This window comes from Rhizobium sp. BK316 (assembly GCF_014193695.1).
Classification (GTDB): domain Bacteria; phylum Pseudomonadota; class Alphaproteobacteria; order Rhizobiales; family Rhizobiaceae; genus Rhizobium.
This window is the reverse complement of the sequence record NZ_JACHZR010000002.1, coordinates 543,437-567,073: the sequence shown is the minus strand read 5'-3', so window position 1 is coordinate 567,073 and position 23,637 is coordinate 543,437. Positions and strand designations below refer to the sequence as shown.

Here is a 23,637-nt window from a genome sequence, read left to right as displayed (position 1 = left end):
TGCCCTTTACCCTGCTGCCGCCAAAGACATTTCCGCCTTGAGGGACTGACCGCGCGAGGCGCCGACGACCGCGTCCACGTCAAGGATGAGCGCCACGCGGCCGTCGCCGAGGATGGTCGCTGCGGCGATACCCGGAACGTGGGTGTAGTTCGCCTCGAGGCTCTTGATGACGACCTGACGCTGGCCCTGGATCGCATCGACCATGAGCGCACGCTGACCGCCGCCTTCGGATTCGACGAGAAGTGCGACACCTTCGACCGGATTGGCCTGGGTGGCACGGAAGTTCAGGATGCGACCGACATCGACCAGCGGGCAGAAGCTGTTGCGGATCGAGATCAGGCGATGGTTCGCACCGAAGGAGTGGATCGCGGCGGCTTCCGGCTGCAGCGTTTCGACGATGGCCGTCAGCGGCACGACCAGCGTCTGGCCGGCGACCGTGACCACCATGCCATCGAGAACGGCGAGCGTCAGCGGCAGGCTCATCGTGAAGACCGAGCCCTGGCCCGGCCTCGACGTGATGTTGATGCGGCCGCCGAGCGCCTGGATAGAGCGCTTGACGACGTCCATGCCGACACCACGGCCGGAGATGTCGGAGATCTTGTCTGCCGTGGAGAAGCCCGGAAGGAAGATCAGGTTGTCGATTTCCTCGTCCGAGAGATTGGCGTCGGCCGGGATGAGGTCATTCTGGATCGCCTTCTGGCGGACCTTCTCGCGGTTGATGCCGGCGCCATCGTCGGCAAGCTCGATCAGGATGCGACCCGAACGATGTTTAGCCGTGAGGCGGACCGTACCTTCGGTGTTCTTGCCGGCGGCGGCACGCTTTTCAGGCGTTTCGATACCGTGGTCGACGGCGTTGCGGATCATGTGGGTCAGCGGTTCGGCCAGCTTGTCGATGACCGTCTTGTCCACTTCGGTGTTTTCACCTTCGGTGATCAGGCGGATCGACTTGCCGGTCATGTCAGCGATTTCGCGAACGATACGCGACATGCGCTGGAAGACCGGCTTCACGGGCTGGGCACGGATCGCCATAACCGAGTCCTGGATCTCGCGGGTGAGCTGCTGCAGCTCTTCGAGACCCATATTGATCGACGAGGTGCCGGTCGTATCATTTTCGATGACGCTCTGGGAGAGCATCGCCTGGTTGATGACAAGCTCGCCGACGAGGTTGATCAGGCGGTCGACGCGATCGAGATCGACGCGGATCGTCTGGCCGGCGCTGGCAGCATTGTTCTGGGCTGCGGCACTTGCCGCTGCAGCGGCAGCGGCGGCGGCCGATTCCTTCTTTTCGACGCGGGCAGCGGCAGCAGCCATCTGCGTGACATTGGTCGCCGTTTCAGCGGCGGCAACGGCAGCAGCTGTGTCGCCAGCCTTGGTCTCGGCAGCGGCAGGCACTTCGGCGGCACCGCCATCGTCCAGGATCGAGAGATCGAACGGAACCGGGATCATCGGCAGTTCTTCATTGGTCTCGCCCGGCTTGCTGTCCTCTGCCGGCTTCACGGTCAGATCGCAATCCCATTCGGCGAATTCGAAGACCGAGCGGATGGCGTCTTCGCCCTTGTCCGTCTTGATCGTGATGTTCCAGAAGAAATAGGCGCCTTCCGGATCGAGCTCGTCGAGGCCCGGCAGGGCGTCGGTGTTGCAATAAATGCTCATCTCACCGAGGCGGGAGAGATCGCGCAGCAGGAGAGTGGCGTCGTTGCCCTTCGAATAGAGCTCGAAGCGCGGCTTGAAAGTGATCTCGTAAGCCGGCAGATCGACCGGCTTCTCTTCGCCGCCGAAATCATCGAAGGAGAAGGGGATCGGTTGGAAGCCGCTGTCGTCGGTCGGCTTGGGAGCCGGGGCTGCGGCAACCGCAGCGGGAGCGGCCTTCGGTGCCGGCTTCGGCGCGGGCGCCTCGGAGATTGCAGAGGGAGACGGCAGCTCACCATTGGCGAGCGCTTCCAGTTCCTTGACGAGGCCGCGGCTTCTGCTTTCGTCGACACTGCCGCCGTCGCGGGCAGCATTGGTCAGGTCGGCGAGCACGTCAGCCGACTTCAGCATGACCTTCAGGACGTCCTGGGTAGGCTCTAGCTTGTTGGAACGAACGCAATCAAGAGTGGTCTCAAAGACGTGGGCGAAGGCGACGAGGTCATCCAAGCCAAAGGCGCCGGCACCGCCCTTGATCGAATGCACCGCGCGGAATACCGCATTGACGGTTTCCGGATCGCGATCGCCATCATTCATTTTCAGGAGACCGGATTCCAGCTCAGCGAGCTGTTCCTCGCACTCCTGGAAAAAGATCTCTTTGATTTCGTTCATATCCATAGGAGCAAATCCTGGGCTTTAAGCGGTTACACGCTCGATGGCATCGATCAGCTTGGCGGGGTCGAAGGGCTTGACGATCCAGCCGGTGGCACCGGCCTGGCGGGCGCGGTTCTTCTTTTCCGCATCGCTTTCGGTCGTCAGCACCAGGATCGGAATCGCACGGTACTTCTCGTTGCGGCGCACACCTTCGATGAAGCCGAAACCGTCGAGGCGCGGCATGTTGATGTCGGTGACGATGACGTCGGGATTGGATTCCTCGAGAACCTCGAGGCCTTCAACACCGTCTTCAGCCTGGATCGTCTCGAAACCCGCATTGTTCAGCGTTACGAGAAGCATGTTTCGGATGGTGCGGGAATCGTCCACCGTCAGTACTTTTTTCTTCATTGCCGGATCTCCTTGGCAAGCAGATGGTCGATATCGACGCCAACCAGCTGCATGGTTTTTTGAAATGCGTCGGACACTTTCGAGAAGGTGATCGACTGCTTGTCCTGGTCCCAGGTCTTCTCGGCGGCCATCAGAACCTGGGCGCAAAGAGCGCCGACGCGTTCGACTGCTGAAGCATCGATCGCCAGAGGGTTTCCTCGCATCGAGAGAAGCTTGTCGCGCAATGCGGAAGCCTCATTGAGATCAAGAACCGCTGGCAACTCCAGCATCTTGGCACTCTTCTTTGCTGCCATCAGCTTTTCCTTGTCCCCTTGTCCCCGACCCGCGAAAGCGAGCCGACGTCATAATCCGATAGGTTAGTAAACATTCCGCCCACCTCCGGCACTTGCGAGAGGCTGAGGCATGCTGAAATCGTCATTTTCGTAGTCGTCTTCGACCGCTTCCGGACGAGTTGCGATTGCAACCGTCCGGGAGGCGGAAACACGCACCTGCTGAGGCCAGGTTGCGTAGGCATTTTCCCGCGCGATGCGGAATTCGCGGATCGTCTGGCCGAGTTCCAGAATGACCGTATGGAGATGATCGGCGCCCTCAGCCGAACGCTCCGCAAATCCGGCGTTGTCGGCCACTTCGCTGCCAAGGCCCTTAACGTCTGCGGTCACGGCTTCGAGACCGGCGGCGTGTTCGCCCGTCTCGCCCGCGATGCCCGCGATTGCGGCGTTGATGTCGGTTACCTGGCGGACGATGCTGGCAATCGAATCCTGCGTACGGCCGACCATCTGTACGCCGGCATCCACCTGCGTCTTAGTGGTGGTCACCAGCGTCTTGATTTCACGGGCGGCTTCGGCGGAGCGCTGGGCGAGCGCCCGCACTTCCTGGGCCACGACGGCGAAGCCGCGACCGGATTCGCCGGCGCGGGCGGCTTCGATGCCAGCGTTCAAAGCAAGCAGGTTCGTCTGGAAGGCAATCTCGTCGATCGCGCCGATGATCTGGCCGATCTTCTCCGCAGACTGTTCGATATCAGCCATGGCGCTGATGGCGCGGCCGACGACCTCGCCGCTTTCCTCGACGGCCGCACGCGTGGCGGCCGCGGCCTGTTCGGCAGCACGGCTGCCGGCTGCACCCTCGCGGACCCGCTCGGCGATGCCGGCAAGGGTGGCGGCGGAAAGCTGCAGGCGCCGGGCCTGACCGGAAGCATTGCCGGCGAAGCTGCGGGATGCGCCGGCGAGCGATTGCGTTGCGGCCTCTGCCTTCGCATTGCGTTCGGCAATCGCGGCAAATTCCGTCTGAAGATTGTCGAGCGCTGCGTTCAGCGCGGCGGCGATTTCGGTGTGAGCGCCATCGACCGGTGCGCGCGGCGTCAAGTCGCGGGCCGACAGGCCTTCGATGACATCGCTGAAGATGCGGGCGACTTCAACCTCGCCTTCGGCACGCTGATCGGCGAGTGCGCGCTGCTGCGTGGAACGCAGCGCATTAAAGCGCAGCGAGACGGCGATTTCCACGTCGACCATGACGATGCGGATGATTGAGGTCATCAGGTCGGTGATCTCGCGAGCACGCCGCTTGGCCGACGGCAGTACCGGGCGGCCGGCCAGCTCATCGGCCAGACCTGAAATCACGTGTTCCAGCATGACCCCGTGTCCGGCCACGTGCCAGCGGGGGTCAAGGCCGATCTTGCTTTCGGTGTCGGAGAGAACCTTGACCCGCTCCGCATAGAGGCTGTCGAAACGCGCATCCGTCAGCACATCCCAGTGCGAGGATTGCAGGTCGTGCAGCCGCTCAATCTGGCGTTCGCTTTCGAAATTACGGGCGGCATCCGGAAAGGACTGGAAACGATGGAAAAGATCGCGCAGGCCCGCCTTCAGATAGGCTTCGAGAGCCGGCCGGTTGCGGCGGACCATCTCGCACTGGTCTGGATCGAGGCCGGCAAAACGCAGGCGGTCGCGCAGGCTGCCTGCCTGTGTCCCCCGAGCCTGATCTGATGGCATATCCTGCCTCAACGCCTGTCCCCAACCACTTTCCGGGCGAAGCCCGGCCAAAAACTTTTGACGCTTCCGAAGAATGCAAGACGCAGGGACGGTCTTCGCCATCGGTCACGACCGATGGGCTAAAGCCTCCTGATCAGCAATTCTGTTTCGGAGCGGCCTGAAGAGATGGATACCGGATCAACCGGTACGGCGGGACGGCGTCATGCCTGGTGGGAACGAGTGCATCTTCCCATTCCGACGTGTAACCCAATGTTTATGGTTAATTCCTTGCTTGAAGGTTAATAACCCATTCCTGCCGATAGGTTTTGAAACAATTAGGCAGACTTCACATAGTAAATACTGGCGGGGAGTTGCATCGCTGCTACAAGGCACGCGCAAGCTCTATGTTATAGACCCGTTTTATAGAGCCTGACATGACGTCAACAAGGAAAGAGAAATGATAGTTCTCGGAATGGGTTCCTGCCTGATCGCCATCACGATCGCCGCAGCCGTTGCCCTCCTCGATGTGATCTCTGCACATCGCGACAACCGCACGCTTCGCGTCTTCTGAGAGGCCACCGCGCCTCAAGCCTCCGTTTACCTTTCCCGTTGGCAGTCCGGTACCGTTGGTGTATCGACACGCGCTCCTGTGTCAGCGGAAGTCAGCAATTTATGTCAGCTCGGACCGGCCTCATCATCATCATGGCGTTTACGATCTTCCGCATCGTGACGCTGCATTTCGATACGACGGACCTGTTCGTCGATGAGGCGCAATACTGGTTCTGGTCGCAGAATCTCGATTTCGGCTATTATTCCAAGCCGCCGATGATCGCGTGGGTGCTCAGGATTTTCACCGAGCTTGCCGGCTCCAGCGACATCTACTGGCTGCGGCTTCCCGGTCCCCTCTTCCACATGGCGACCGCACTGGTGCTGATGAAGATGGCGAAGCGCTTCATCGGACCTGAGATCGAAGGCTGGGTCGGCGCGACCTATATCACGCTGCCGGCGGTTGCGCTTTCTTCGGTGTTCTTCTCCACCGACGTCATTCTGCTCTTCTTCATCGCCGTTGCGCTCGCTGTCTATTTCGAACTGACGCAGCGCCGCTCGATCGGACTGGCTCTTCTGATGGGTCTCGGCGTCGGGCTGGCTTTCCTCACGAAATATGCCGTGCTCTTCCTCGTGCCGGGCGGTGCGATCGCGATGCTGCTCATTCCGGCGGCGCGGATTTCCGTGCGCGATTTCATCATCGCGGTTGTTACTTCGGCGATTGTCGCCTTCCCGAACCTCTGGTGGAACCTTCAGAACAATAATACGACGGTGCGCCACACGCAGGATATCGCCCACTGGAGCGATCTCGGCATCGATCTTCGCGGTGGCCTGGAATTCTTTTCCGCGCAGTTCGGCGTCGTCGGCCCGATCGTCTTCTTCGCCATGCTCTGGGCCGTCTGGAACATGATCCGCGGCCGGAGCGAGCCACGCGAGAAGATACTCGTCTGGCTGTCGATTCCGGTCGTGTTGCTCATTACCCTGCAGGCGACCGTTGCCAAGGCCTATGCCAATTGGGCCGTCACGGCCTATGTGGCGGGCATCGTGCTGGCTGTCTGGCTGCTTGACCGCCTGTGGCCGAAGGGTCTCAGAACCTCGCTCTGGATCAATGGTGTCGCCTGCCTGCTCTTCCCCTTCGCGACGATTTTCTCGCACCAGCTGGTGCTGCCGAACGGCAAAGAGGTGATGGAGCGCTATCTCGGCCGTGCCGAGGTAAGCCGTGCGGCTGCCGATCTTGCCGCACAGGCCGGAGCCGGCATCATCGTCACCGACAACAGGGACATGGTCGCCGATCTCTTCCACACGCTGAGAGCCGCACCCTACAAGATCTATGCCCGCCCGCCGGCCGGCCTGCCGGACAGCTATTACGAACAGGAATTTGCGCTCCCGGCCGATACCGCGGGGCAGGTTCTGTTCCTGACCTCCAAGCCGCTGAGTTGCGCGAACGAAACGCCGGAAATGCTGAAAACCTGGCAGCCGGAAAAAGGCAACTATAGGGGCGATACGATCTATGTCTATAAGGTCGGTACGGCCTGCCTGATGCAGCCCTAAGGCGGCTTAATTCACGGGACCGGGCAGGCAGAGGCCGGTTCCGCCGCCTTCTATTTCGATAAATTTTACGCCGCCCTCCTCGAAGGCACGGCGTAGCTGCGCGTCCGTCGCACGATGGATTTCGTGGTGACGGCCTTCATAGTCGCGTATCGTGCTACGGGAGACGGCAGCCTTCTCGGCGAGATCCGCTTGCGTCCAATCAAGCAGACCACGAGCCGCGCGGCACAAAGCGGGCGTCAGAATTGTTTCTTTTGCGCCTTGACCCATAATTTCAAACCACCCATATTGGTCAATATAGATCATATATGTCATGTCTTGAACAGGATTTCCAGACCGGGAGAGAGCGATGCCCCACGATACGCCTTTGATTTCGACGATCGTCGGCGGCCTCGTGCTGGCATTTATCCTGGGCGCGATCGCCAATCGCCTGCGCCTGCCTCCTCTCGTCGGATATCTCGTCGCAGGCGTTCTCGTTGGTCCGCATACGCCGGGTTTCGTTGCAGATCAGAGCCTTGCGCCTGAGCTTGCGGAAATCGGCGTCATCCTGCTTATGTTCGGCGTCGGCCTGCATTTCTCCCTCAAGGACCTGCTTTCCGTGCGCGGCATCGCGGTGCCGGGTGCGGTTGTGCAGATCGGCTTTGCCACACTGCTCGGCTGGGGTCTTGGCGCTTTCATGGGGTGGCCGACGGGCGGCAGCCTCGTGTTCGGCCTAGCGCTTTCAGTCGCCTCGACGGTCGTGCTCCTGAAAGCCCTGCAGGAGCGGCGTCTCATCGAGACAGAGCGTGGGCGTATCGCCGTCGGATGGCTGATCGTCGAAGACCTTGCCATGGTGCTCGCGCTGGTTCTCATCCCGGCAGCCGCCAGCATCACCGGCGATGGTCATGGCCCGGTCGAGCCTCTCTCCGCGGGCCTCAACCGGCTTTTCGGCCTCGATCTCGGCGTCGGCGGCATTATCGCCATGACACTGGTCAAAGTGGCTCTGTTCGTCGCCCTGATGCTGGTCTTCGGCCGCAAGCTCATCCCCTGGACCATGCACCGCATCGCTCATACCGGTTCGCGCGAACTCTTCCGTCTCGGCGTGCTGGCAATCGCGCTCGGCGTCGCCTTCGGAGCGTCCAAGCTTTTCGGCGTGTCGCTGGCGCTCGGTGCCTTCTTTGCCGGCATGGTTCTCTCCGAAAGCGAACTCAGCCACCGCGCCGCCCAGGAAAGCCTGCCGCTTCGCGATGCTTTCGCCGTACTCTTCTTCGTTTCCGTCGGCATGCTCTTCGATCCGAATATCCTGATCGAACGGCCTCTGCCGGTTCTGGCGACCATCTTCATCATCATTATCGGCAAATCGGTCGCCGCCTTCCTGATCGTCCTTCTTTTCAAAAAGCCGGTCAGCACGGCGCTGACGATTTCGGCGAGTCTCGGGCAGATCGGTGAATTCTCCTTCATCCTTGCCGCGCTCGGCGTCGAACTCGGTCTGTTGCCGGCGGAAGGGCGCGACCTGATCCTTGCCGGCGCAATCATCTCGATCATTCTCAACCCGCTGCTCTTCTTCGTGTGCGACCGTATGCGGCCATTGCTGGAACGATCCAAGCACGAAGAGCCGGCGCCGGAAGCAGTTGCTCCGGCAGCCGATACCGGGCTCACGCATACAGAGGAACAGGCCGATACGGACCACGTCCATCCGACCGCTCTCAGCGGCCATGCGATCCTCGTCGGTTATGGCCGCGTCGGTAGCATTGTCGGCCAGAATCTCAAGTCATCGGGCACGCCTTTCCTCGTCATCGAGGATTCCGACAAGCGCATTACCGAACTGCGGAGCCAGGGTACCGAAGTGCTCTCGGGCAATGCTGTCGTCCGCGAAACGCTCGACCTCGCCAATCTCGCCGGCGCGCGCAGCCTCGTCATCGCCATTCCGAACGCTTTCGAAGCCTGTCGCATCGCCGAGCAGGGCCGCACCATCAATCCATCGATCCTGATCGTCGCACGTGCCCATTCCGACGCTGAGGTGGACGAACTGCGGCAATACGGCGCCGACACTGTGATCATGGGCGAGCGGGAAATTGCGCTTGGCATGGTTGACCGGCTCGCTCAAGTGCATCATGACAGTGGACCCTATGAAGACGGACCTTCGGCTGGTACAATCGTGCCGTCGGTGGAGCCTCCGCCTGAAAGAGAATGAGAGATTGCCGCGCCTTTGAGCCGATTTGGGAGTGAAATCGCAGAGACAGGGGAGACGGTGCTGGAAGAGCGCCGTCTGGCAAGCCGTATTGCCGCTTCCGTCGTCGTTGCGATCGTCGCCTATCTTGGCCTGCTCTTCGGTGGCAATATCGTCATCGGCCCTTCATCGGCGCCGAACAGCCTGTCTTCCTCCAGCCGGGATTCGCAGCAGACGCAGGTGACTGCGCGCGATGCCATTCGCGGCCTGCTGATCAGCGACCGCAAGGTGGCGCCGAAGCAGCAGCTCCACGATGCCGGCCCGGCATCGCTGAATGCCGCACCCGCACTGCAATTCGCCAACTGGCGCCAAGCCGCTCCGGCCCCTGAATTCGAGGCCCCGCTGCGCCCTGTCGTGGCCGGGGCTCACCAGCCCCGAGCACCGCCGCAGGTTGCCTGAATCACGTCGCCTTCGGGCGCTTCTGATCCAATAGACATGTAGACATGCCGCAGCGCGGTTGCGCCGGCCCAAGCGTTATCCAAGGACTTAAAACATGCGCAATTCACCATGGCTGGTGTTCACCTATACGGTGATCATCGTGCTCGGCCTGTTGATCGCCCTGCCGAACGCGCTGCCGCAGAGCGTGCTGCAGCGTATCCCCTCCTGGCTGCCGCACAGCCAGGTCTCCCTTGGCCTCGACCTTCGTGGCGGCTCGCATCTCGTGCTTGAGGTGGACGAAGCCGACCTCACCAAGGAGCGCCTGAATTCGCTCCTGCAGGACGCACGCCGCGTATTGCGTGAAAAGAATATCCAGCCGAAATCTGTCGTCCGCAACAACAACAACATCGTTGTCTCGCTCGCCGACCCGTCGCAGAGCGATGCGGCCGTCACCCAGCTTCGCACCCTTGGCAACGTGATCTCCAGCGGCATCAGTGCCGGCCAATCCGACCTTGCGGTCACGGCCGACGGCGGCAATATCACTATCGGCTTCTCGCCGGCCGGTATTGCAACCAATGTCGACAATGCGGTCGCGCAGAGCCTTGAAGTCATCCGCCAGCGCGTCGACCAGGTCGGCGTTGCCGAGCCGACGATCCAGCGCATCGGCGCCAACCGCATTCTCGTGCAGCTTCCGGGCGCCCAGGATCCGTCCCGCCTTCGCGAACTTCTCGGCTCTACTGCCAAAATGTCCTTCCACATGCTCGCCCCGAACGGCCAGGCCGGTCCGGGTGTGACGATCATGAAGGATGACGAAGGCAACTCCTATCCGGTTCTCGATCGCGTCGAGATTTCCGGCGACCGCCTCTCGGATGCCCGCGTCAGCTTCGACCAAAGCCAGCAGCCGGTCGTCACCTTCCGCTTCGACAGCGCCGGTGCGACCCGCTTTGCTGATATCACCCGCCAGAACGTCGGCAATCCCTTCGCGATCGTGCTTGACGACAAAGTGCTGAGCGCACCTGTCATCCGCGAGCCGATCACCGGTGGTTCGGGCCAGATCTCCGGCAACTTCACCACCGACAGCGCCAACACGCTGGCGGCCATGCTGCGTGCCGGCGCCCTGCCCGCCAAGCTGACCGTGATCGAAGAGCGCACCGTCGGCGCCGACCTCGGAGCGGATGCGATCCGCATGGGCCTCTATGCCGGTATCGTCGGCTTCGTGCTCGTCGCCGGCTTCATCTTCGTGCTCTACGGTGCATGGGGCATCCTCGCGAACACTGCGCTTCTCATCCACACGATCCTGACCTTCTCGGCGCTGACGCTTGTCGGCGCGACATTGACCCTGCCCGGCATCGCCGGCGTCGTGCTCGGCATCGGCCTCGCGGTCGACGCGAACGTCCTGATCAACGAACGCATCCGTGAAGAGACGCGCAAGGGCAAGAGCGCCTTTGCGGCCATCGACACCGGCTTCCGCCGCGCCTACTCGACTATCATCGACGGCAACATGACGGCGCTGATCGCTGCGGCCATCCTGTTCTGGTTCGGCTCCGGCCCGGTTCGCGGCTTTGCGGTGACCATGGCGCTCGGCCTGATCATCTCGATGTTCACCTCGGTCGCCTTCGTGCGCGTCACGATGATCGAGATCACCCGCCGCCGTAAGCTGAAGACGATCAACATCAAGCCGCTGTTCCCCTTCTTCAGCCCCTACGACAAGCATATCGAGTTCATGAAGGCGCGGTTCTTCGGCGTTACCGTTTCCGCGCTGCTGTCGATCGCTTCGATCGCCCTCTTCATTTATCCGGGCCTCAACTACGGCGTCGACTTCCGCGGTGGTATCCAGATGTCGGTGAAGACACAGGACGCTGCCGATCTCGGCCGCTTCCGCGAGGGTCTGAATGGCCTCGGCCTCGGCGAAGTGGCGCTGCAGTCCTTCGGCGACAACAACACCATGCTGGTGCGCGCGCAGCGCCAGGACGGTGGCGAAGAAGCCCAGACGGCAGCCGTCACCAAGCTCAAGGCTGAGATCGTCAAGATCGACCCGTCAGCGACCGTCACCGGCACCGACGTCATCGGCCCGAAGGTCAGTGGCGAGCTTGCCTGGGCCGGCATCCTGTCGGTCGTCATCGCCAGCCTGGCGATGCTGTTCTACATCTGGTACCGCTTCGAATGGCCGTTCGCAGTCGGCGCCATCGTCACCCTCATACTCGATGTGACCAAGGCGATCGGCTTCTTCGCGCTGACGGGGCTGGACTTCAACCTGACGGCAATCGCGGCGATCCTGACGCTGGTCGGCTACTCGGTGAACGACAAGGTGGTCGTTTACGACCGCATGCGTGAGAACATGCGCCTCTACAAGTCGATGCCGCTGCGTGAGATCATCGACAAATCGATCAACGAGACGTTGGCACGAAGCCTCTACACCAACGCGACGGCCTTCCTTGCCCTGTTGCCGATGGCGATCTGGGGCGGCAGCGCGGTTGAAAGCTTCGCGATACCGATGGTCTTCGGCATTCTCGTCGCCGCTGCATCCTCGGTCTTCATTGCGGCGCCGATCCTGCTCTTCCTCGGCGACTGGCGCCGCCGCCATGCCAAGGCGGTTGCGGCTTCCAACGACGCAGCCGTCGAAATCATTCCGCCGGACGCAGGCCAGCCGCGCAAGACGGCAGGCTAAAAGGTCGACATACGTGGACTTGGAGAGGGCGCCGGTTGCACAGCCGGCGCCCTCTTTCTATGTTTGGTTCAAAGAGATCGGGAGCACCGCCAAATGTCTTCCAAGCCGACGGCGAAAAAGCCGGAAACCGGTTCCACCGTGAATCCGGAGGAGCGTATCAAGCGCTTCCTCGCGACTGCCTCGCACGACCTGCAATCGCCGCTCCGCCATATCGCCATGTATGCGGAAATGCTGCTCGACGATCTGGAACCGATGCTGGACAGCGAACAGCTGCAGAGCCTCAGGGCGATCATCGATAAGGCCCAGACGGCACAGCGGCTCACCAAGGCATTGATGAGCCTGGCGGGAACGGGTCCGCAGATCGCTATCGGCGACGTCCACCTCACCGATATTGCGCGGGATGCCTGGAAGCAGGTGCTCGAGGAATTTCCCGCCAACGGCGCGACACTTGCTGCGGACAATCTACCCGTTATCCGCAGCGATGCCGCACTTCTGACCATTGTTCTGAAGCACCTCTTCTCCAATGCCCTGACTTATCAGGGCGCCACAGCGCCGCATGTCACCGTGACGGCAGCACGGGAAAGTGCGGACTGGCGTATCATCATTTCCGATAACGGCTGCGGCATCGAGCCGGCCTATCAGGAGAAGATCTTCGATGCGTTCTGGAAGCTGCCGAAGGCCGGCAGCGTACCCGGAGCGGGGCTGGGTCTGACGACCACCCGCGAACTGCTCGGCGCGCTCGGCGGTGATATCAGGCTAGATCATTCCGATGAGAGCGGCAGCCGCTTTGCGATCCGTCTGCCGACCTGAGGATAAAGCGTGCCGCAATCTTTCAGGTTCGCGTACCACGCTTTAACTCTTGGTCTTACGCATGTCGTGATCGCAAAACCGCTGCACACTTTTGCGGGACGCGCGTCAGGCGCTGTAATCGTCCTTCCAGAAATCCGGCACGTCATAGGTCACGTATTCGCGGATGATGTGCTGCAGGGTCTGCACGTCGATCTCATCCTTGCCGATGCGGAAGTCGACGCCGTAATCTGGGAATTCCTGGAAATAATTGCCTGATATATCGGTCGAGATGACACCGATCGGACCGGTATAGCCGATGCCCCTGAGCTCGGGCACGGTCTCGCGAAAGTCTGCATTCGGCAGCAGACGGTTGTCGAGAAGGATGAGGTCGAAGCGGCTGGCCTTCACCTTGTCGAGCGCATCGCCGATCGATTGGGAATATTCGACATCGACACGCGGTTCGGAGAGATCTGCGATCTTTTTCTTGAGCGAACGGAATTCGATGAACTCGTCATCGACGAACAATACCTTCACTGCATTCCTGCGCGTTGCTTCCGCACTCATCGCTTCATCTTTCCCCGACATGAAACCGGCTCATGAAACCAGACCGTTTCGCAGCGCAATCGCCACCATATGAACGCGGTTGACGGCCCCAAGTTTCCGGACTGCAGCGGTGATATGCGAATTGACCGTATGTTCCGAAAGGCCGAGGATGATGGCGATCTCCGCGGAGGTCTTGCCCTCGCTCGTCCATTTGACGATTTCGGTTTCGCGCTGCGTGAGCCGACCGGACATTTCCTGCGTCAGGATTTCCTCATACAGCTTATCGAAGATGCGCATGGCGTCGAGCAGGACATCCGCCACCTCGCCCTGGTCTGGCTCCTGGCGCTGGCCACTGAGCACCAGACAGTAACGACGCCCCTCTGGCGTGAACAGCGGGATGAAAAGGAATGTGCTGCCGCTGAATTCATTTAAGACGAGGTCCGACGGATAGCCTTCTATTACAGCACTTTTCCCGTGAACCGGCGTCGTCAAAAACTGAGCCGTCCGCGCCTTGGCAGTTCCGAGCGCTTCCTTGAGGGTCTTGACAAAGAGGCTCATGCGCCGTTCGGCGACATTGGTAATCACAACCTCGCGCGCTCCGAAGGGAGCTGCAGCTTCCGAGATGCGCGCCAGGGTAAAATTATCGAAATTGTAATGCTGTGCGGCCGCCTTCAGCAGGCGAAAAAAATCCGTGCGATTGATGGCCCGGCTAAGTTCCGGACCAGCATGAAAAGGAACTGCGGCAGCACTGGTCATTCCCACTCTTCCTCCTTCCCCCAATTATCAGTCCGCCGGTCCCGAAATCTTGGGATATACGTCCTAAACGCGAACGGTTACAAAAATTGCGAGACAGTTGATGACCGACGACGAAAACAGGGGCTTTTCGATATGTCAGGCGGAAACATCTCAACTACAGGTGATGCACAGGACAGTTTACGCGAATAGTGCTCTTACCTAGGGGTCCTAATCTTTCCGTATTCAACATCCATGGATGCGGAAGACAGTGCCAGAAGTAAGCGCGGAGAGCCGGTCGGCCCATTCAGCTAAGGGGTTGGCTGACGTTCGTGGCGGCGAACACGGATCGGGCGGCTCTCTTAGCGCTTTTTGGTTTTCTTCTCTTCGGTTGCATCTTGAAATGCACTGTCAGGCTTGTCAATTGCGCTTTCTTGCATTCACATGACGCGCCGTGCATGCAGTCAAGGCACCCTTGCCGCAATCATAGATTGCTGACAATTCCGACAAGATCCAGTGGCTTCTCAAGATAGAAATCGGCACCGGCAGCAAGCGCCCGTTCACGGTCCTCCACCGCATCCGAACCGCTGCAGATGCCGAGCTGCATGGCTGAAAAGCGGCCGTCCCGCCGCAGTCGCGCGATCAGTCCGCTGCCGCTGTCGAGCGGCATGTAGAGATCGGCGACCAATATATCCGGCACGCCTTCACCTGCTTCCAGACGCCCCTCAAGCGCCTCGAATGCAGCCTGCGCGGTGGAAAAGCAGAATAGATCAACATCCACTTGCTGTTTCTTTCGGATATAGTCGAGATAGAAGAGGTCATCCCTGCTATCGTCAACGTAAAACAAGGTCGGCATCTGACACCACAATCCGGATATTGTTTCGCTCGTCCTGCACTGTCCTTCGTTGGGACATTAACGCCACTTCACTAAAATTCGATATCGGCCTTCAGGGATTTGCTGTCGAATAAGCGCGTTTCGCGCAACAATCTGCCTATTGAGTATTCGGCTATTTCGGAAAAGATGGCTTGCCAGGAAGGACATGACAAGGAGGTGGTGCACGTGCGGGATACCGCTATATCAGGATGGGACGGGACCGAAAGCGGACGTTACCGCATGGTCGCGCTCGTCATCGGCTGCCTGCTGGTCCTGCTCGGTCTGACCGCGCTGACCGGGTGGCTGCTGGAGGCCGAGATCATCATCTCGATCATGCCGGGCTTTCCGTCCATGGCGTTCAATACCGCCATCTGTTTCGTGCTGTCGGGTATCGGGCTTGCCACGTCGATGGGGACAGGCAAGCGCTACCGCTTCGTGCCCGTCATTGCCTGCAGTCTTGCGGCTCTTCTTCCCGCGGTGCGCCTGACGGAGATCATCACGCTCGGCCGCACGATTCACAATGTCGATGTGTTCCTGACGCAGTTTCTCATCTCTCCAAGCTTCGTCGAACAAATCGGCGGCGGCATGGGGCCGAACACGGCGTTGATCTTCCTGATATCAAATCTCTCCATTCTTTTTGCTCTCTATGAGAGGGAGTCGCGCGGTCAGCTCGTACAGGAACTCACCAGCTATATCGCGATCACGCTCGGCATGATCGCGCTTGCCGGATACATCACCGATGCCGAACAGGGGTATCGCTGGGGTCCCTATGCCGCGATGGCGCTGCATACGGCTATCGGCCTGGTGGCTTTCGGCTGCGGGCTTCTGGCCAGATCCTGGTGGATGTTGCCGACCAACAGGGCGCAAATCCCCCTGTGGATACCGGCAACGATCTGTTTTACCGGCCTCATCGTCGATCTCTATACGCCGCTCGGCGTGGCAAACGGCATTCTCTATGTCCCGCTCGTACTGACAGCGCTCTGGTTTGGCAATCGCAACGCCCCGATCTTCTTCGCTTTCGTCTGCACTGTCCTGATCCTGCTCGGCTTCTTTGCCGTCAACCATTCACAGGACGAATATTGGCGGGAGGCCACCAACCGCTCGATCACGTCAGCGACGCTCTGGCTGGTTGCCATTTTCGTTTTCTATTTCATGCGCAATAGCCAGCATCTTGAGACCGAGCGCATCCGCTTCAGCGCGCTGGTACGCAATACGCCTGATGCAGTGATCGCCATCGACGAGGCGGGGCAGATCACGAGCTTCAATCCCGCCGCCGAGACCATGTTCGGCTACACACCGCTGGAGGCAATCGGCAACAACATCAAGATGCTGATGCCGGAACCCTATCATTCCGAACATGACGCCTATCTCGGCAATTATCGGCGCACTGGCGAGGAACGCATCATCGGCACGACGCGCATGGTCTCCGGCCGGCGCAAGAACGGTGTGGTCTTCCCTATCGACCTCTCGGTCAGCGCCGTCGTTGCCGGCTCAGGCAAGACCTTCGTCGGCATCGTGCGCGACATCAGCGAGCGCGTGCGGCAGGAAGAGCGGATGAAGACGACACTTGCACAGCTCGAAGAATACACGGCCGATCTCGAACGCTCCAATCACGATCTCGACGAGTTTGCTTATATTGCCTCGCACGATCTCAAGGAGCCGCTGCGCGGCCTGCACAATCATTCCCGTTTCTTGCTGGAAGATTATGAAGACAAGCTCGACGAAGACGGCGTGCGCCGGCTCAATCGGCTGGTTCGCCTCAGCCAGCGCATGGAAAAGCTCGTCAACGATCTTCTCTATTTTTCGCGAATCGGCCGCCAGCAACTCGCCGTCAAGCGAACCGATATCGGCTCGATCGTCCGCGATGTCGTGTCCACCATGGAGCTTCTTCTGGAGGAGCGGCATGCGAAAGTCGTCATCGACGGCGTGCTGCCGGAAGTCATCTGCGATGCCCCACGCCTGACCGAGGTGTTTCGCAACCTCATCACAAATGCCGTCAAATATAACGACAAGTCCTTGCCGCTCGTCAGCATCGGCTATCTGGAACATTATGCCGGCAAGGATGGGACGACGGCGCGCAATGTGTTCTATGTGAAAGACAACGGCAAAGGCATACCCCAAGAATTCTACGAGGATATTTTCCGCATTTTCAAACGGCTCGAAAAATCGCAGGATTCCGACGACGGCACCGGCGCCGGGCTCACTTTCGTGCGCAAGATCATCGGGCGTCACAATGGCGAGATATGGCTGGAATCCGAAGTCGGCGCCGGCACGACATTCTATTTCACTCTGGGAAGGAAGCGTGAGGGGCAGAATGCAGCAGCGTGACACGCAACCGATCCTCATCGTCGAGGACAGCGAGGACGATTTCGAAGCGACGATGCGCGCCTTCAAGCGCACCAATCTGCGCAACCCCATCCGCCGGGCCGCTTCCGGCCAGGAAGCCCTCAATATACTCGCAACCATGGCGTCGAAACCCGGCCTCATCCTGCTCGACCTCAACATGCCGGGCCTCGACGGGCGCAAGACGCTGGAGGCGATCAAGTCCAACGCGCATTGGCGCAAAATCCCGGTCGTGATCCTCACGACATCGGACGACGAGCGCGACGTCGAAGGCTGCTATGCGCTCGGCGCCAATACATATGTACAGAAGCCGGTCGATCTCGACGGGCTGTTTGCCGCCATCCAGCGGCTCAAGGAATACTGGTTCGAAATCGCGATCCTGCCTTTAGAGGACTGACGTTTGGCGGAAGACTGCAGCGTTCTGATCATCGATGACAGCATAGACGACCGGGAAGCCTATCGCCGCATGCTGGGGCGCGTTTCCGGCACGAACTATACCGTCATCGAGGCCGAGAGTGGTGATGAGGGTCTTACCCTCATCAGCCAGAGGCGCCCTCACTGTATCTTGCTCGACTATTCGCTTCCCGGCCGCGACGGCCTTGGCGTGCTCTCTGAGATCCTCGCCCAAGATGCCGCCACCAATGTCGTAATGCTGACCGGCCAGGGCAACGAGACTGTCGCAGTCGAGGTTATGAAGGGCGGCGCGCGTGACTACCTCACCAAGGATTCGTTGTCACCCGAGACGCTGCATCGCTGCATCCAGAACGCCCTCATGCATGGCGCGCTGGAGGCAAAACTGGAGCAGAAACGGCAATCGCTGGAGATCTTCACCCGCGCGATGGCACACGATCTCAAGGAGCCGCTGCGAACGATCAAATCCTTCAGCCGCATCCTGCACGGCTCAGCCGAACTGCCGAGCGAAGACCGCGAGCTGCTCGATTATATCCTGAGCGCCGCCGATCATATGGAAGACCTGATCGTCAAGGTGTCGGGCTTCACGAGGCTGGAGGTTTCGAGCGAGCTCGAGCTCAAGCCGGTTTCGCTGTCGGCCGTGCTCGATCAGGTGGAGCACAATCTGCATCAACAGATCGAAAGCCGACAGGCGATCATTATCCGCGGCCGATTGCCGGAGGTGATGGGCGATGCGACGCTGCTCATCCAGCTTTTGCAAAACCTCGTGTCCAACGCGATCCGCTATTGTGGGGATACGGTTCCGGAAGTGCGCATTTCGGCCATGGCAGACAGGGGGACATGCCGCCTGACTGTCGGCGACAATGGACCGGGCATCGCCCCCGATCATCGTGAGCTGATCTTCCAACCGTTCAAGCGTCTCGTCGGCCGCGGCATCGAAGGCACGGGGCTCGGGCTTGCGATCTGCCGGCGCATCGCACAGCTGCACGGCGGCTCCATCTGGTGCGAGGCTAAGACCGGCAGAGGTGCCACGTTCCTGCTCGAAGTACCGCTCGCGGAGATATCAGGCAAACAGCCGGTCTCCAGTGAACAGCCGCAGGCGGTAAAAACATCCGGCCATACGGGCGAAGGAAGCGGCCGGCTCGCCGAAGTGCTGCTGGTGGAAGACAGCCCGGCCGATATCCAGCTTCTGAAGATCAAGCTGATGCGGCGCGAGAAGGTGAGCTTCAACCTGCATGTGGCAACCAACGGCCGAGAGGCGATGCAGCTTCTGGAGCGGCGCGCCAGCGTTCCCGACGAGCCGCAGATCGACCTGATGCTGCTCGACATCAACATGCCGATCATGGATGGTTTCGAAGTGCTAAGCGCGCTCTCAGCCGATCAGCGGCTGAGCCGGATTCCGGTCTGCGTGCTCAGCACGTCAAGCGACGAAGGCGACATGCAACGGGCAAAAGAGCTTGGCGCGCTCGCCTATATGATCAAGCCGCCGACGGTGCAGCAACTCGAAGAAGCATTGGAGGAGGTCGACACGCTGGAGCTCCTGCCGCGCGGTGATGCACTTGTGCTTTTTGCGGAACAAAATTAGGGAAAAGGCCATTGGCAACGGCATGACGCTAGCAACGACCCTCATACTCTCGCTCCTGGCCTCTTTTCAATTCGGGCTTTCATCCATGGCTTCAGGCATACACCATATCACGCTGATCACCCGCAAGGTGCAGGCGAATGTGGATTTCTACGCCGGATTCCTCGGCATGCGGCTCGTCAAACAAACGGCCGGTTTCGAAGACGCCACACAGCTTCATCTCTTCTATGGCGATGCCGAGGGCACTCCGGGCTCACTCGTCACCTTTCTCGTCTGGGAGGACGGCGCACCAGGCCGCGCCGGCTACGGCCAGATCAACGAGGTGTCGCTGGCGATCGATCCGACCAGTATCGGTTACTGGCTGACGCGTGCCATGCGCTTCGGCTTCCGCTCGGAAGGCCCTGCGGACGAGTTCGGCGAGCCGGTGCTGCGGCTGAAGGATCCTGACAATGTCATCGTCAAGCTTGCCGGCGCCAAGGATCTGAAATCGCCGGCTGCCTGGGATGGCGGCGATGTGCCGGTCGAGCATGCCGCGCAGCGCGTGCGCGGCGCGACCCTGCTGACCGAAAGGCCAGCCGAGAGCCGTCATTTCATCGAAAGCCATTTCGGCTACAGGTTCCAGGCAAATCGCGGCACGATCGACCGCCTCGTCTCGCAGTCGGGAGACGTCATCGACGTGCGCGATGCGCGCGGCTTCTGGTCCGGCGCGCCGGGTACCGGGACGGTCGACCACGTGGCTTTCCGCGCAGATGACGACGAAGCCGTGCTCGCCGTTCAAAAGGCGCTTGAAAACGAAAACGCCTCGGCGACCAATCTGCACGATCGCAAATACTTTCGCTCGCTCTATGCCCGTGAGCCCGGCGGCACGCTTATAGAGCTTGCCACCAACCAGCCGGGCATGATGGTGGATGAGCCGAAGGCCACACTCGGAACCAAGCTCTTCGTCCCGCCGAAGGATTCGATCACCAATCTCAGTGATCTGAAGGTCGTGCTGCCGCAGTTTTCCATGCCCGGCAAACCGCGCATCAATTATCGCGATCTGCCCTTCGTCCATCGTTTCTATACCCCGCCCGATCCGGACGGCAGCGTCTTCGTGCTGCTGCACGGCTCCGGCGGCAACGAGACGACACTGATGCCGCTGCTGAACAAGGTTGCTCCACGCGCCACCCTTCTCGGTGTGCGCGGCCGCGCGACCGAGGAAGGGTTCCCGCGCTGGTACAAGCGCATCACGCCTTTCTCCTTCGACCAGGACGACATCAAGAACGAGGCCGAGGCTTTCGCCGCTTTCATCGAAGGCGCTGTCAAATCCTATGGTCTCGATCCGAAGAAGGTCGTCTATGTCGGCTACTCGAACGGCGCGAATCTTCTGAATTCGCTGCTCTACCTGCACCCCAACCTGGTGCACAAGGCCGTGCTGCTACGTTCCATGCCGGTGCTCACCGCCTATCCGCATGCCGACCTGAAAGGCACGGACCTGCTCGTCATCAGCGGCAAGATGGACGCTTACGGCAAATATGCGAACGAGCTGCAAGAGCGGCTGAAGACGTCGGGCGCGACCGTCGATTCCGACATCATCCCAGGCGGTCACGATCTGGGCGATGCCGACGTGCCGATCATTCAAAAATGGCTGCTGCAGAAAAACAAACTGCAGGAAACCCAATAGCCTACCAGTGGAAGCTATCTGGGCATGATGCCGGAACGGCATCCAATACCGGCGTTGCGTTACGATCGATCCCGTAAAGCCTTGCAAAACCGGCGTCTTTTAGAAGACGGATACCCGCTGGCATGACGTCGCCGACATTCTGATCGACGGCATCGGCGTTGACGACCAGAATGAAATCGAACTTGCTGCGCCAGTCGACCAGATAGGGCGTGAAGCTGGCGGCTTCCGCCATCAGACCTGGACAGGACAGCACGCCGGTCGAAAAGAGATTTCCTTCCGGTACCGAGCGATCTGACCAGGATGGACGGACGGCAAGAGGCTGCTTGCCCTGCGCGCTGAAGAGCGTCGGGACAAAAGCATGCGCCAGTGGAACGGCCAATGTCGGCAGATGCCGGAACGTATCCTGGCTGAATGCATAGTGCCGCTGATCCGGCTTTATGTCGCCAGGAGCAGACTCGTGCTGCAGCGGCAGGATCGCAGCGCCCGAGGGAACGGCTTCCAGTACTTTCTCGACGCTTGCAACATCGGCCTGGCCTCGCCACCAGTTATAGCCGATCCAGAGGGTCCGGCCGAAGACAGCGACATTCAGCACAAGGAACAGGATCACGGCCCGCCGCCGGCCGATCTTTTGAAAGGGGCAGATCATCACCATGCCGACGAGAGCGGCCATGATGGGAAAGCGCCAGCTTATCCATCCCGTGCCGAAGGCATGAAGCGGCGAAAGGATGGACAGGGCAAGCAGGCCTGCAGCCGTGACCACAAGACCTGCGTGGACGCGCAGGTTTTTCCCGGTAAGCGCTCTGCTGCAAACGAGCAGGATCGGCACGAGAAAAATCGCGTCGACGAATGCAACATAGGTCCAGATGGCCGAGAGCAGATTGGAAATCAGCAGTATCGGGCTGTCGTTCCAGGTCGCCATGATATCACCGGCCTGGCTTCCGGGAAGATCGGCAGCGGTCAGCGCCAGCGCCGCTGGTGACAGCAAGCAGGCTATTATCGCCGCCGCGAGCTTGCCGATAAGGCGCAGCATGGCCTGGCGTGAATTCAGCACATCGAAGCGCCAGGAAAATTCCAGCCCGCAGATAATCGCAAGAAAGAAGCCCGCGGAAAATAAGTGGACGAGGGTGAGCAGCAGTGAAACCGCCACCCGCCACAGGAAGAGCCTGGCCGCAGAACCGGACTGCAGTCGGTGATCCACCGTTGCAAACAGCAATGCGAGGCCGAGGCCGATCTGGAAATTGATGAAACCGCCGATCAGCGTGGCGCACCAGGCGAGGTAGAGCATGCCGATCTGCCAATAGTGGCTGCCGCCAAACAGGCGACGATGCAGCACGATGGCGCCTGATGGAGGCAGGACAATCGCCAGGAACAGCAGGATACGGGCGAGCAGCGCAACGCCGATAACGGGACCGATGAAGCGGGCGAGCAGGTCGATGCCGACATTGGTGAAGGTGCGGTTCCACTCGATCATGTAGATTTCGGGAAATGGTGCTTCTTTTATGCCGCCAGCAAGCAACCACATGCGGGCATAATGGTTCGCATAGTCGAGCAGTGGCGGAAATTTGAAGAGGCCGACAAGGATGGCGACAAGGACCATGAAGAAGACCAGAGGCGCGGTCGACGCCTGCCGGACAACGACGTCCTGCGGCTTTTCCATTCCGTGGACTTCAGCTGAAAATATCTGATCGAGGTTCGCCATAGCCAATCCTGTCCGAACTCCGGAACAGGTCTAGCAGCCAAATGGTCAAGCTTCCTTTAAGCGGGATCACCCTCGCCTTGCGATCATGATGCCGGCGAGAACGATCAAGCCGCCCAGGGCTTGCATTACCGTGATGTGCTCGTTGAGCAGAGCCCAGGCGAGAATGGCCGCCACGACCGGCTGGAGAAGCAATGTCAGCGAGGAGAAGGCCGCTGGCAGATAGGCAAGCGCATAGGCAATCGCCACTTGTCCGCCAGCATGGCTGACAAAAGCCAGGCCTGATACCACCGACCAGCCGTAAAGGCTTGCCGGCAGCATGTGGCCTTCGAAGAAGAAAGCGAGCGGGAAGACGCCGACTGCGGCAGAGGCGGTGCTCCACAGCATGATGCGGATCGTATCGAAACGGCTGCGCAGCGCGCCGATCGCCAGGATGTAGCAGGCATAGAAGAAGGCGGCGATCATGGCGACACCATCGCCGCGCAGGTCGCCATTGCCGAATGCGGCAGGTCCGCCCTTCAGCACGACCACGCCGGCCAATGCCAAGATGAGGCCGAGCACGAAGACGCGGGTAACTTTGGCCCCGAAGAACAGAAAGCCGATGGCGGTGACGAAGACGGGCGCAAGGTTTGCGAGCAATGTCGCGTTAGCAACCGAGGTCATGGTGATCGACAGATGCCAGGCCGACAGATCGAGCGCCAGCACGGCGCCAGGCAGGATGAGCAGACCGTAATCGGCAAGGCTCTTGGGTTTAGGGCCGGTATCCTTGCGCAAAAGCGAAAAGATGAAGATCGGGATCAGCGCCAGCGCCACACGCCAGAAGGCCGTCGCCATCGGCCCGACTTCGGAAAGCCGCACGAAGATCGGCGATCCGCCGATCGCCGCGCCGCCGATAATGAGGGCGACAAGCGGGAGACGGCTGGAAGAGGGAGTTTCGGAAACGGCGGAAGCGGCCTGCGACATGATCTCGATGCTTTCTGCGCGACCTTTCGGTCAGGCCGCT

At 60.4% G+C, this 23,637-nt stretch carries 19 protein-coding genes; 9 read left to right on the top strand and 10 right to left on the bottom strand.

What is annotated here, in order from left to right; all coding sequences use genetic code 11:
* Positions 1-6 precede the first annotated feature (6 nt).
* From FHT87_RS11320 to FHT87_RS11305, 4 genes are all read right to left on the bottom strand, one after another.
* On the bottom strand, positions 7-2,304 hold the full coding sequence (locus FHT87_RS11320; protein WP_183728510.1) for a chemotaxis protein CheA: 2,298 nt from the start codon (positions 2,302-2,304) through the stop codon (positions 7-9).
* Between the two features lie 18 nt (positions 2,305-2,322).
* A complete protein-coding gene (gene cheY1, locus FHT87_RS11315; RefSeq protein ID WP_003570362.1) occupies positions 2,323-2,688 on the bottom strand; it encodes a chemotaxis response regulator CheY1 in 366 nt (121 codons plus the stop codon).
* Positions 2,685-2,981, bottom strand: coding sequence for an STAS domain-containing protein (locus FHT87_RS11310; protein WP_183728507.1), 297 nt, complete (start codon positions 2,979-2,981; stop codon positions 2,685-2,687). The genes cheY1 and FHT87_RS11310 overlap by 4 nt, the downstream gene beginning before the upstream one ends.
* 63 nt (positions 2,982-3,044) lie before the next feature.
* Positions 3,045-4,673 carry a globin-coupled sensor protein gene (locus tag FHT87_RS11305; RefSeq protein WP_183801864.1) on the bottom strand — a complete coding sequence of 543 codons (1,629 nt, stop codon included), beginning with the start codon at positions 4,671-4,673 and terminating at the stop codon, positions 3,045-3,047.
* Positions 4,674-5,324: 651 nt separating this feature from the next.
* On the opposite strand from FHT87_RS11305, the gene FHT87_RS11300 reads away from it, so the two are divergent.
* Complete coding sequence (locus FHT87_RS11300; protein WP_183728501.1) at positions 5,325-6,749, top strand: glycosyltransferase family 39 protein; 1,425 nt, start codon at positions 5,325-5,327, stop codon at positions 6,747-6,749.
* A 6-nt stretch (positions 6,750-6,755) separates the two neighbouring features.
* On the opposite strand, the gene FHT87_RS11295 is transcribed toward FHT87_RS11300, so the two are convergent.
* The gene (locus tag FHT87_RS11295) at positions 6,756-7,061 is read right to left on the bottom strand and encodes a helix-turn-helix domain-containing protein (RefSeq protein WP_183728498.1); all 306 of its coding nucleotides are present in this window, start codon (positions 7,059-7,061) and stop codon (positions 6,756-6,758) included.
* A gap of 34 nt (positions 7,062-7,095) precedes the next feature.
* On the opposite strand from FHT87_RS11295, the gene ybaL reads away from it, so the two are divergent.
* The 4 genes from ybaL (at position 7,096) to FHT87_RS11275 (ending at position 12,811) form a co-directional block, all read left to right on the top strand.
* Positions 7,096-8,919: a YbaL family putative K(+) efflux transporter gene (gene ybaL, locus FHT87_RS11290; protein WP_183728496.1), complete on the top strand. Its 1,824-nt coding sequence runs from the start codon at positions 7,096-7,098 to the stop codon at positions 8,917-8,919.
* A gap of 15 nt (positions 8,920-8,934) precedes the next feature.
* Positions 8,935-9,354, top strand: coding sequence for a hypothetical protein (locus tag FHT87_RS11285; RefSeq protein WP_183801861.1), 420 nt, complete (start codon positions 8,935-8,937; stop codon positions 9,352-9,354).
* Positions 9,355-9,448: 94 nt separating this feature from the next.
* A complete protein-coding gene (secD, locus tag FHT87_RS11280; RefSeq protein WP_183728491.1) occupies positions 9,449-12,001 on the top strand; it encodes a protein translocase subunit SecD in 2,553 nt (850 codons plus the stop codon).
* A gap of 93 nt (positions 12,002-12,094) precedes the next feature.
* Positions 12,095-12,811 (top strand): HAMP domain-containing sensor histidine kinase, encoded by a 717-nt coding sequence (locus tag FHT87_RS11275; protein WP_183728488.1) that lies wholly within the window; start codon positions 12,095-12,097, stop codon positions 12,809-12,811.
* Between the two features lie 105 nt (positions 12,812-12,916).
* Here FHT87_RS11275 and FHT87_RS11270 read toward each other — a convergent pair whose 3' ends face one another.
* The 3 genes from FHT87_RS11270 to FHT87_RS11260 all read right to left on the bottom strand — a co-directional run bounded on the left by FHT87_RS11270 (position 12,917) and on the right by FHT87_RS11260 (position 14,921).
* Positions 12,917-13,354: a response regulator gene (locus tag FHT87_RS11270; protein ID WP_183729219.1), complete on the bottom strand. Its 438-nt coding sequence runs from the start codon at positions 13,352-13,354 to the stop codon at positions 12,917-12,919.
* Between the two features lie 30 nt (positions 13,355-13,384).
* A complete protein-coding gene (locus FHT87_RS11265; RefSeq protein ID WP_183801858.1) occupies positions 13,385-14,089 on the bottom strand; it encodes a helix-turn-helix transcriptional regulator in 705 nt (234 codons plus the stop codon).
* 460 nt (positions 14,090-14,549) lie between these two features.
* A complete protein-coding gene (locus tag FHT87_RS11260) occupies positions 14,550-14,921 on the bottom strand; it encodes a response regulator (RefSeq protein WP_183728482.1) in 372 nt (123 codons plus the stop codon).
* A 258-nt stretch (positions 14,922-15,179) separates the two neighbouring features.
* Between FHT87_RS11260 and FHT87_RS11255 the strand changes: the two genes are divergently transcribed.
* The 4 genes from FHT87_RS11255 to FHT87_RS11240 all read left to right on the top strand — a co-directional run bounded on the left by FHT87_RS11255 (position 15,180) and on the right by FHT87_RS11240 (position 20,938).
* The gene (locus tag FHT87_RS11255) at positions 15,180-17,267 is read left to right on the top strand and encodes a PAS domain-containing sensor histidine kinase (protein ID WP_183802670.1); all 2,088 of its coding nucleotides are present in this window, start codon (positions 15,180-15,182) and stop codon (positions 17,265-17,267) included.
* Positions 17,254-17,679, top strand: a complete 426-nt coding sequence (locus FHT87_RS11250) for a response regulator (RefSeq protein WP_183801855.1) — start codon at positions 17,254-17,256, stop codon at positions 17,677-17,679. Before FHT87_RS11255 ends, FHT87_RS11250 begins: the two co-directional genes overlap by 14 nt.
* 3 nt (positions 17,680-17,682) lie before the next feature.
* Positions 17,683-19,278: a response regulator gene (locus tag FHT87_RS11245; RefSeq protein ID WP_183801852.1), complete on the top strand. Its 1,596-nt coding sequence runs from the start codon at positions 17,683-17,685 to the stop codon at positions 19,276-19,278.
* Positions 19,279-19,363: 85 nt separating this feature from the next.
* Positions 19,364-20,938: a VOC family protein gene (locus FHT87_RS11240; protein ID WP_183728473.1), complete on the top strand. Its 1,575-nt coding sequence runs from the start codon at positions 19,364-19,366 to the stop codon at positions 20,936-20,938.
* Between the two features lies 1 nt (position 20,939).
* On the opposite strand, the gene FHT87_RS11235 is transcribed toward FHT87_RS11240, so the two are convergent.
* Positions 20,940-22,637 carry a hypothetical protein gene (locus FHT87_RS11235; protein WP_183801849.1) on the bottom strand — a complete coding sequence of 566 codons (1,698 nt, stop codon included), beginning with the start codon at positions 22,635-22,637 and terminating at the stop codon, positions 20,940-20,942.
* A gap of 66 nt (positions 22,638-22,703) precedes the next feature.
* Positions 22,704-23,597, bottom strand: a complete 894-nt coding sequence (locus tag FHT87_RS11230) for a DMT family transporter (RefSeq protein ID WP_183801846.1) — start codon at positions 23,595-23,597, stop codon at positions 22,704-22,706.
* Between the last annotated feature and the right edge of the window lie 40 nt (positions 23,598-23,637).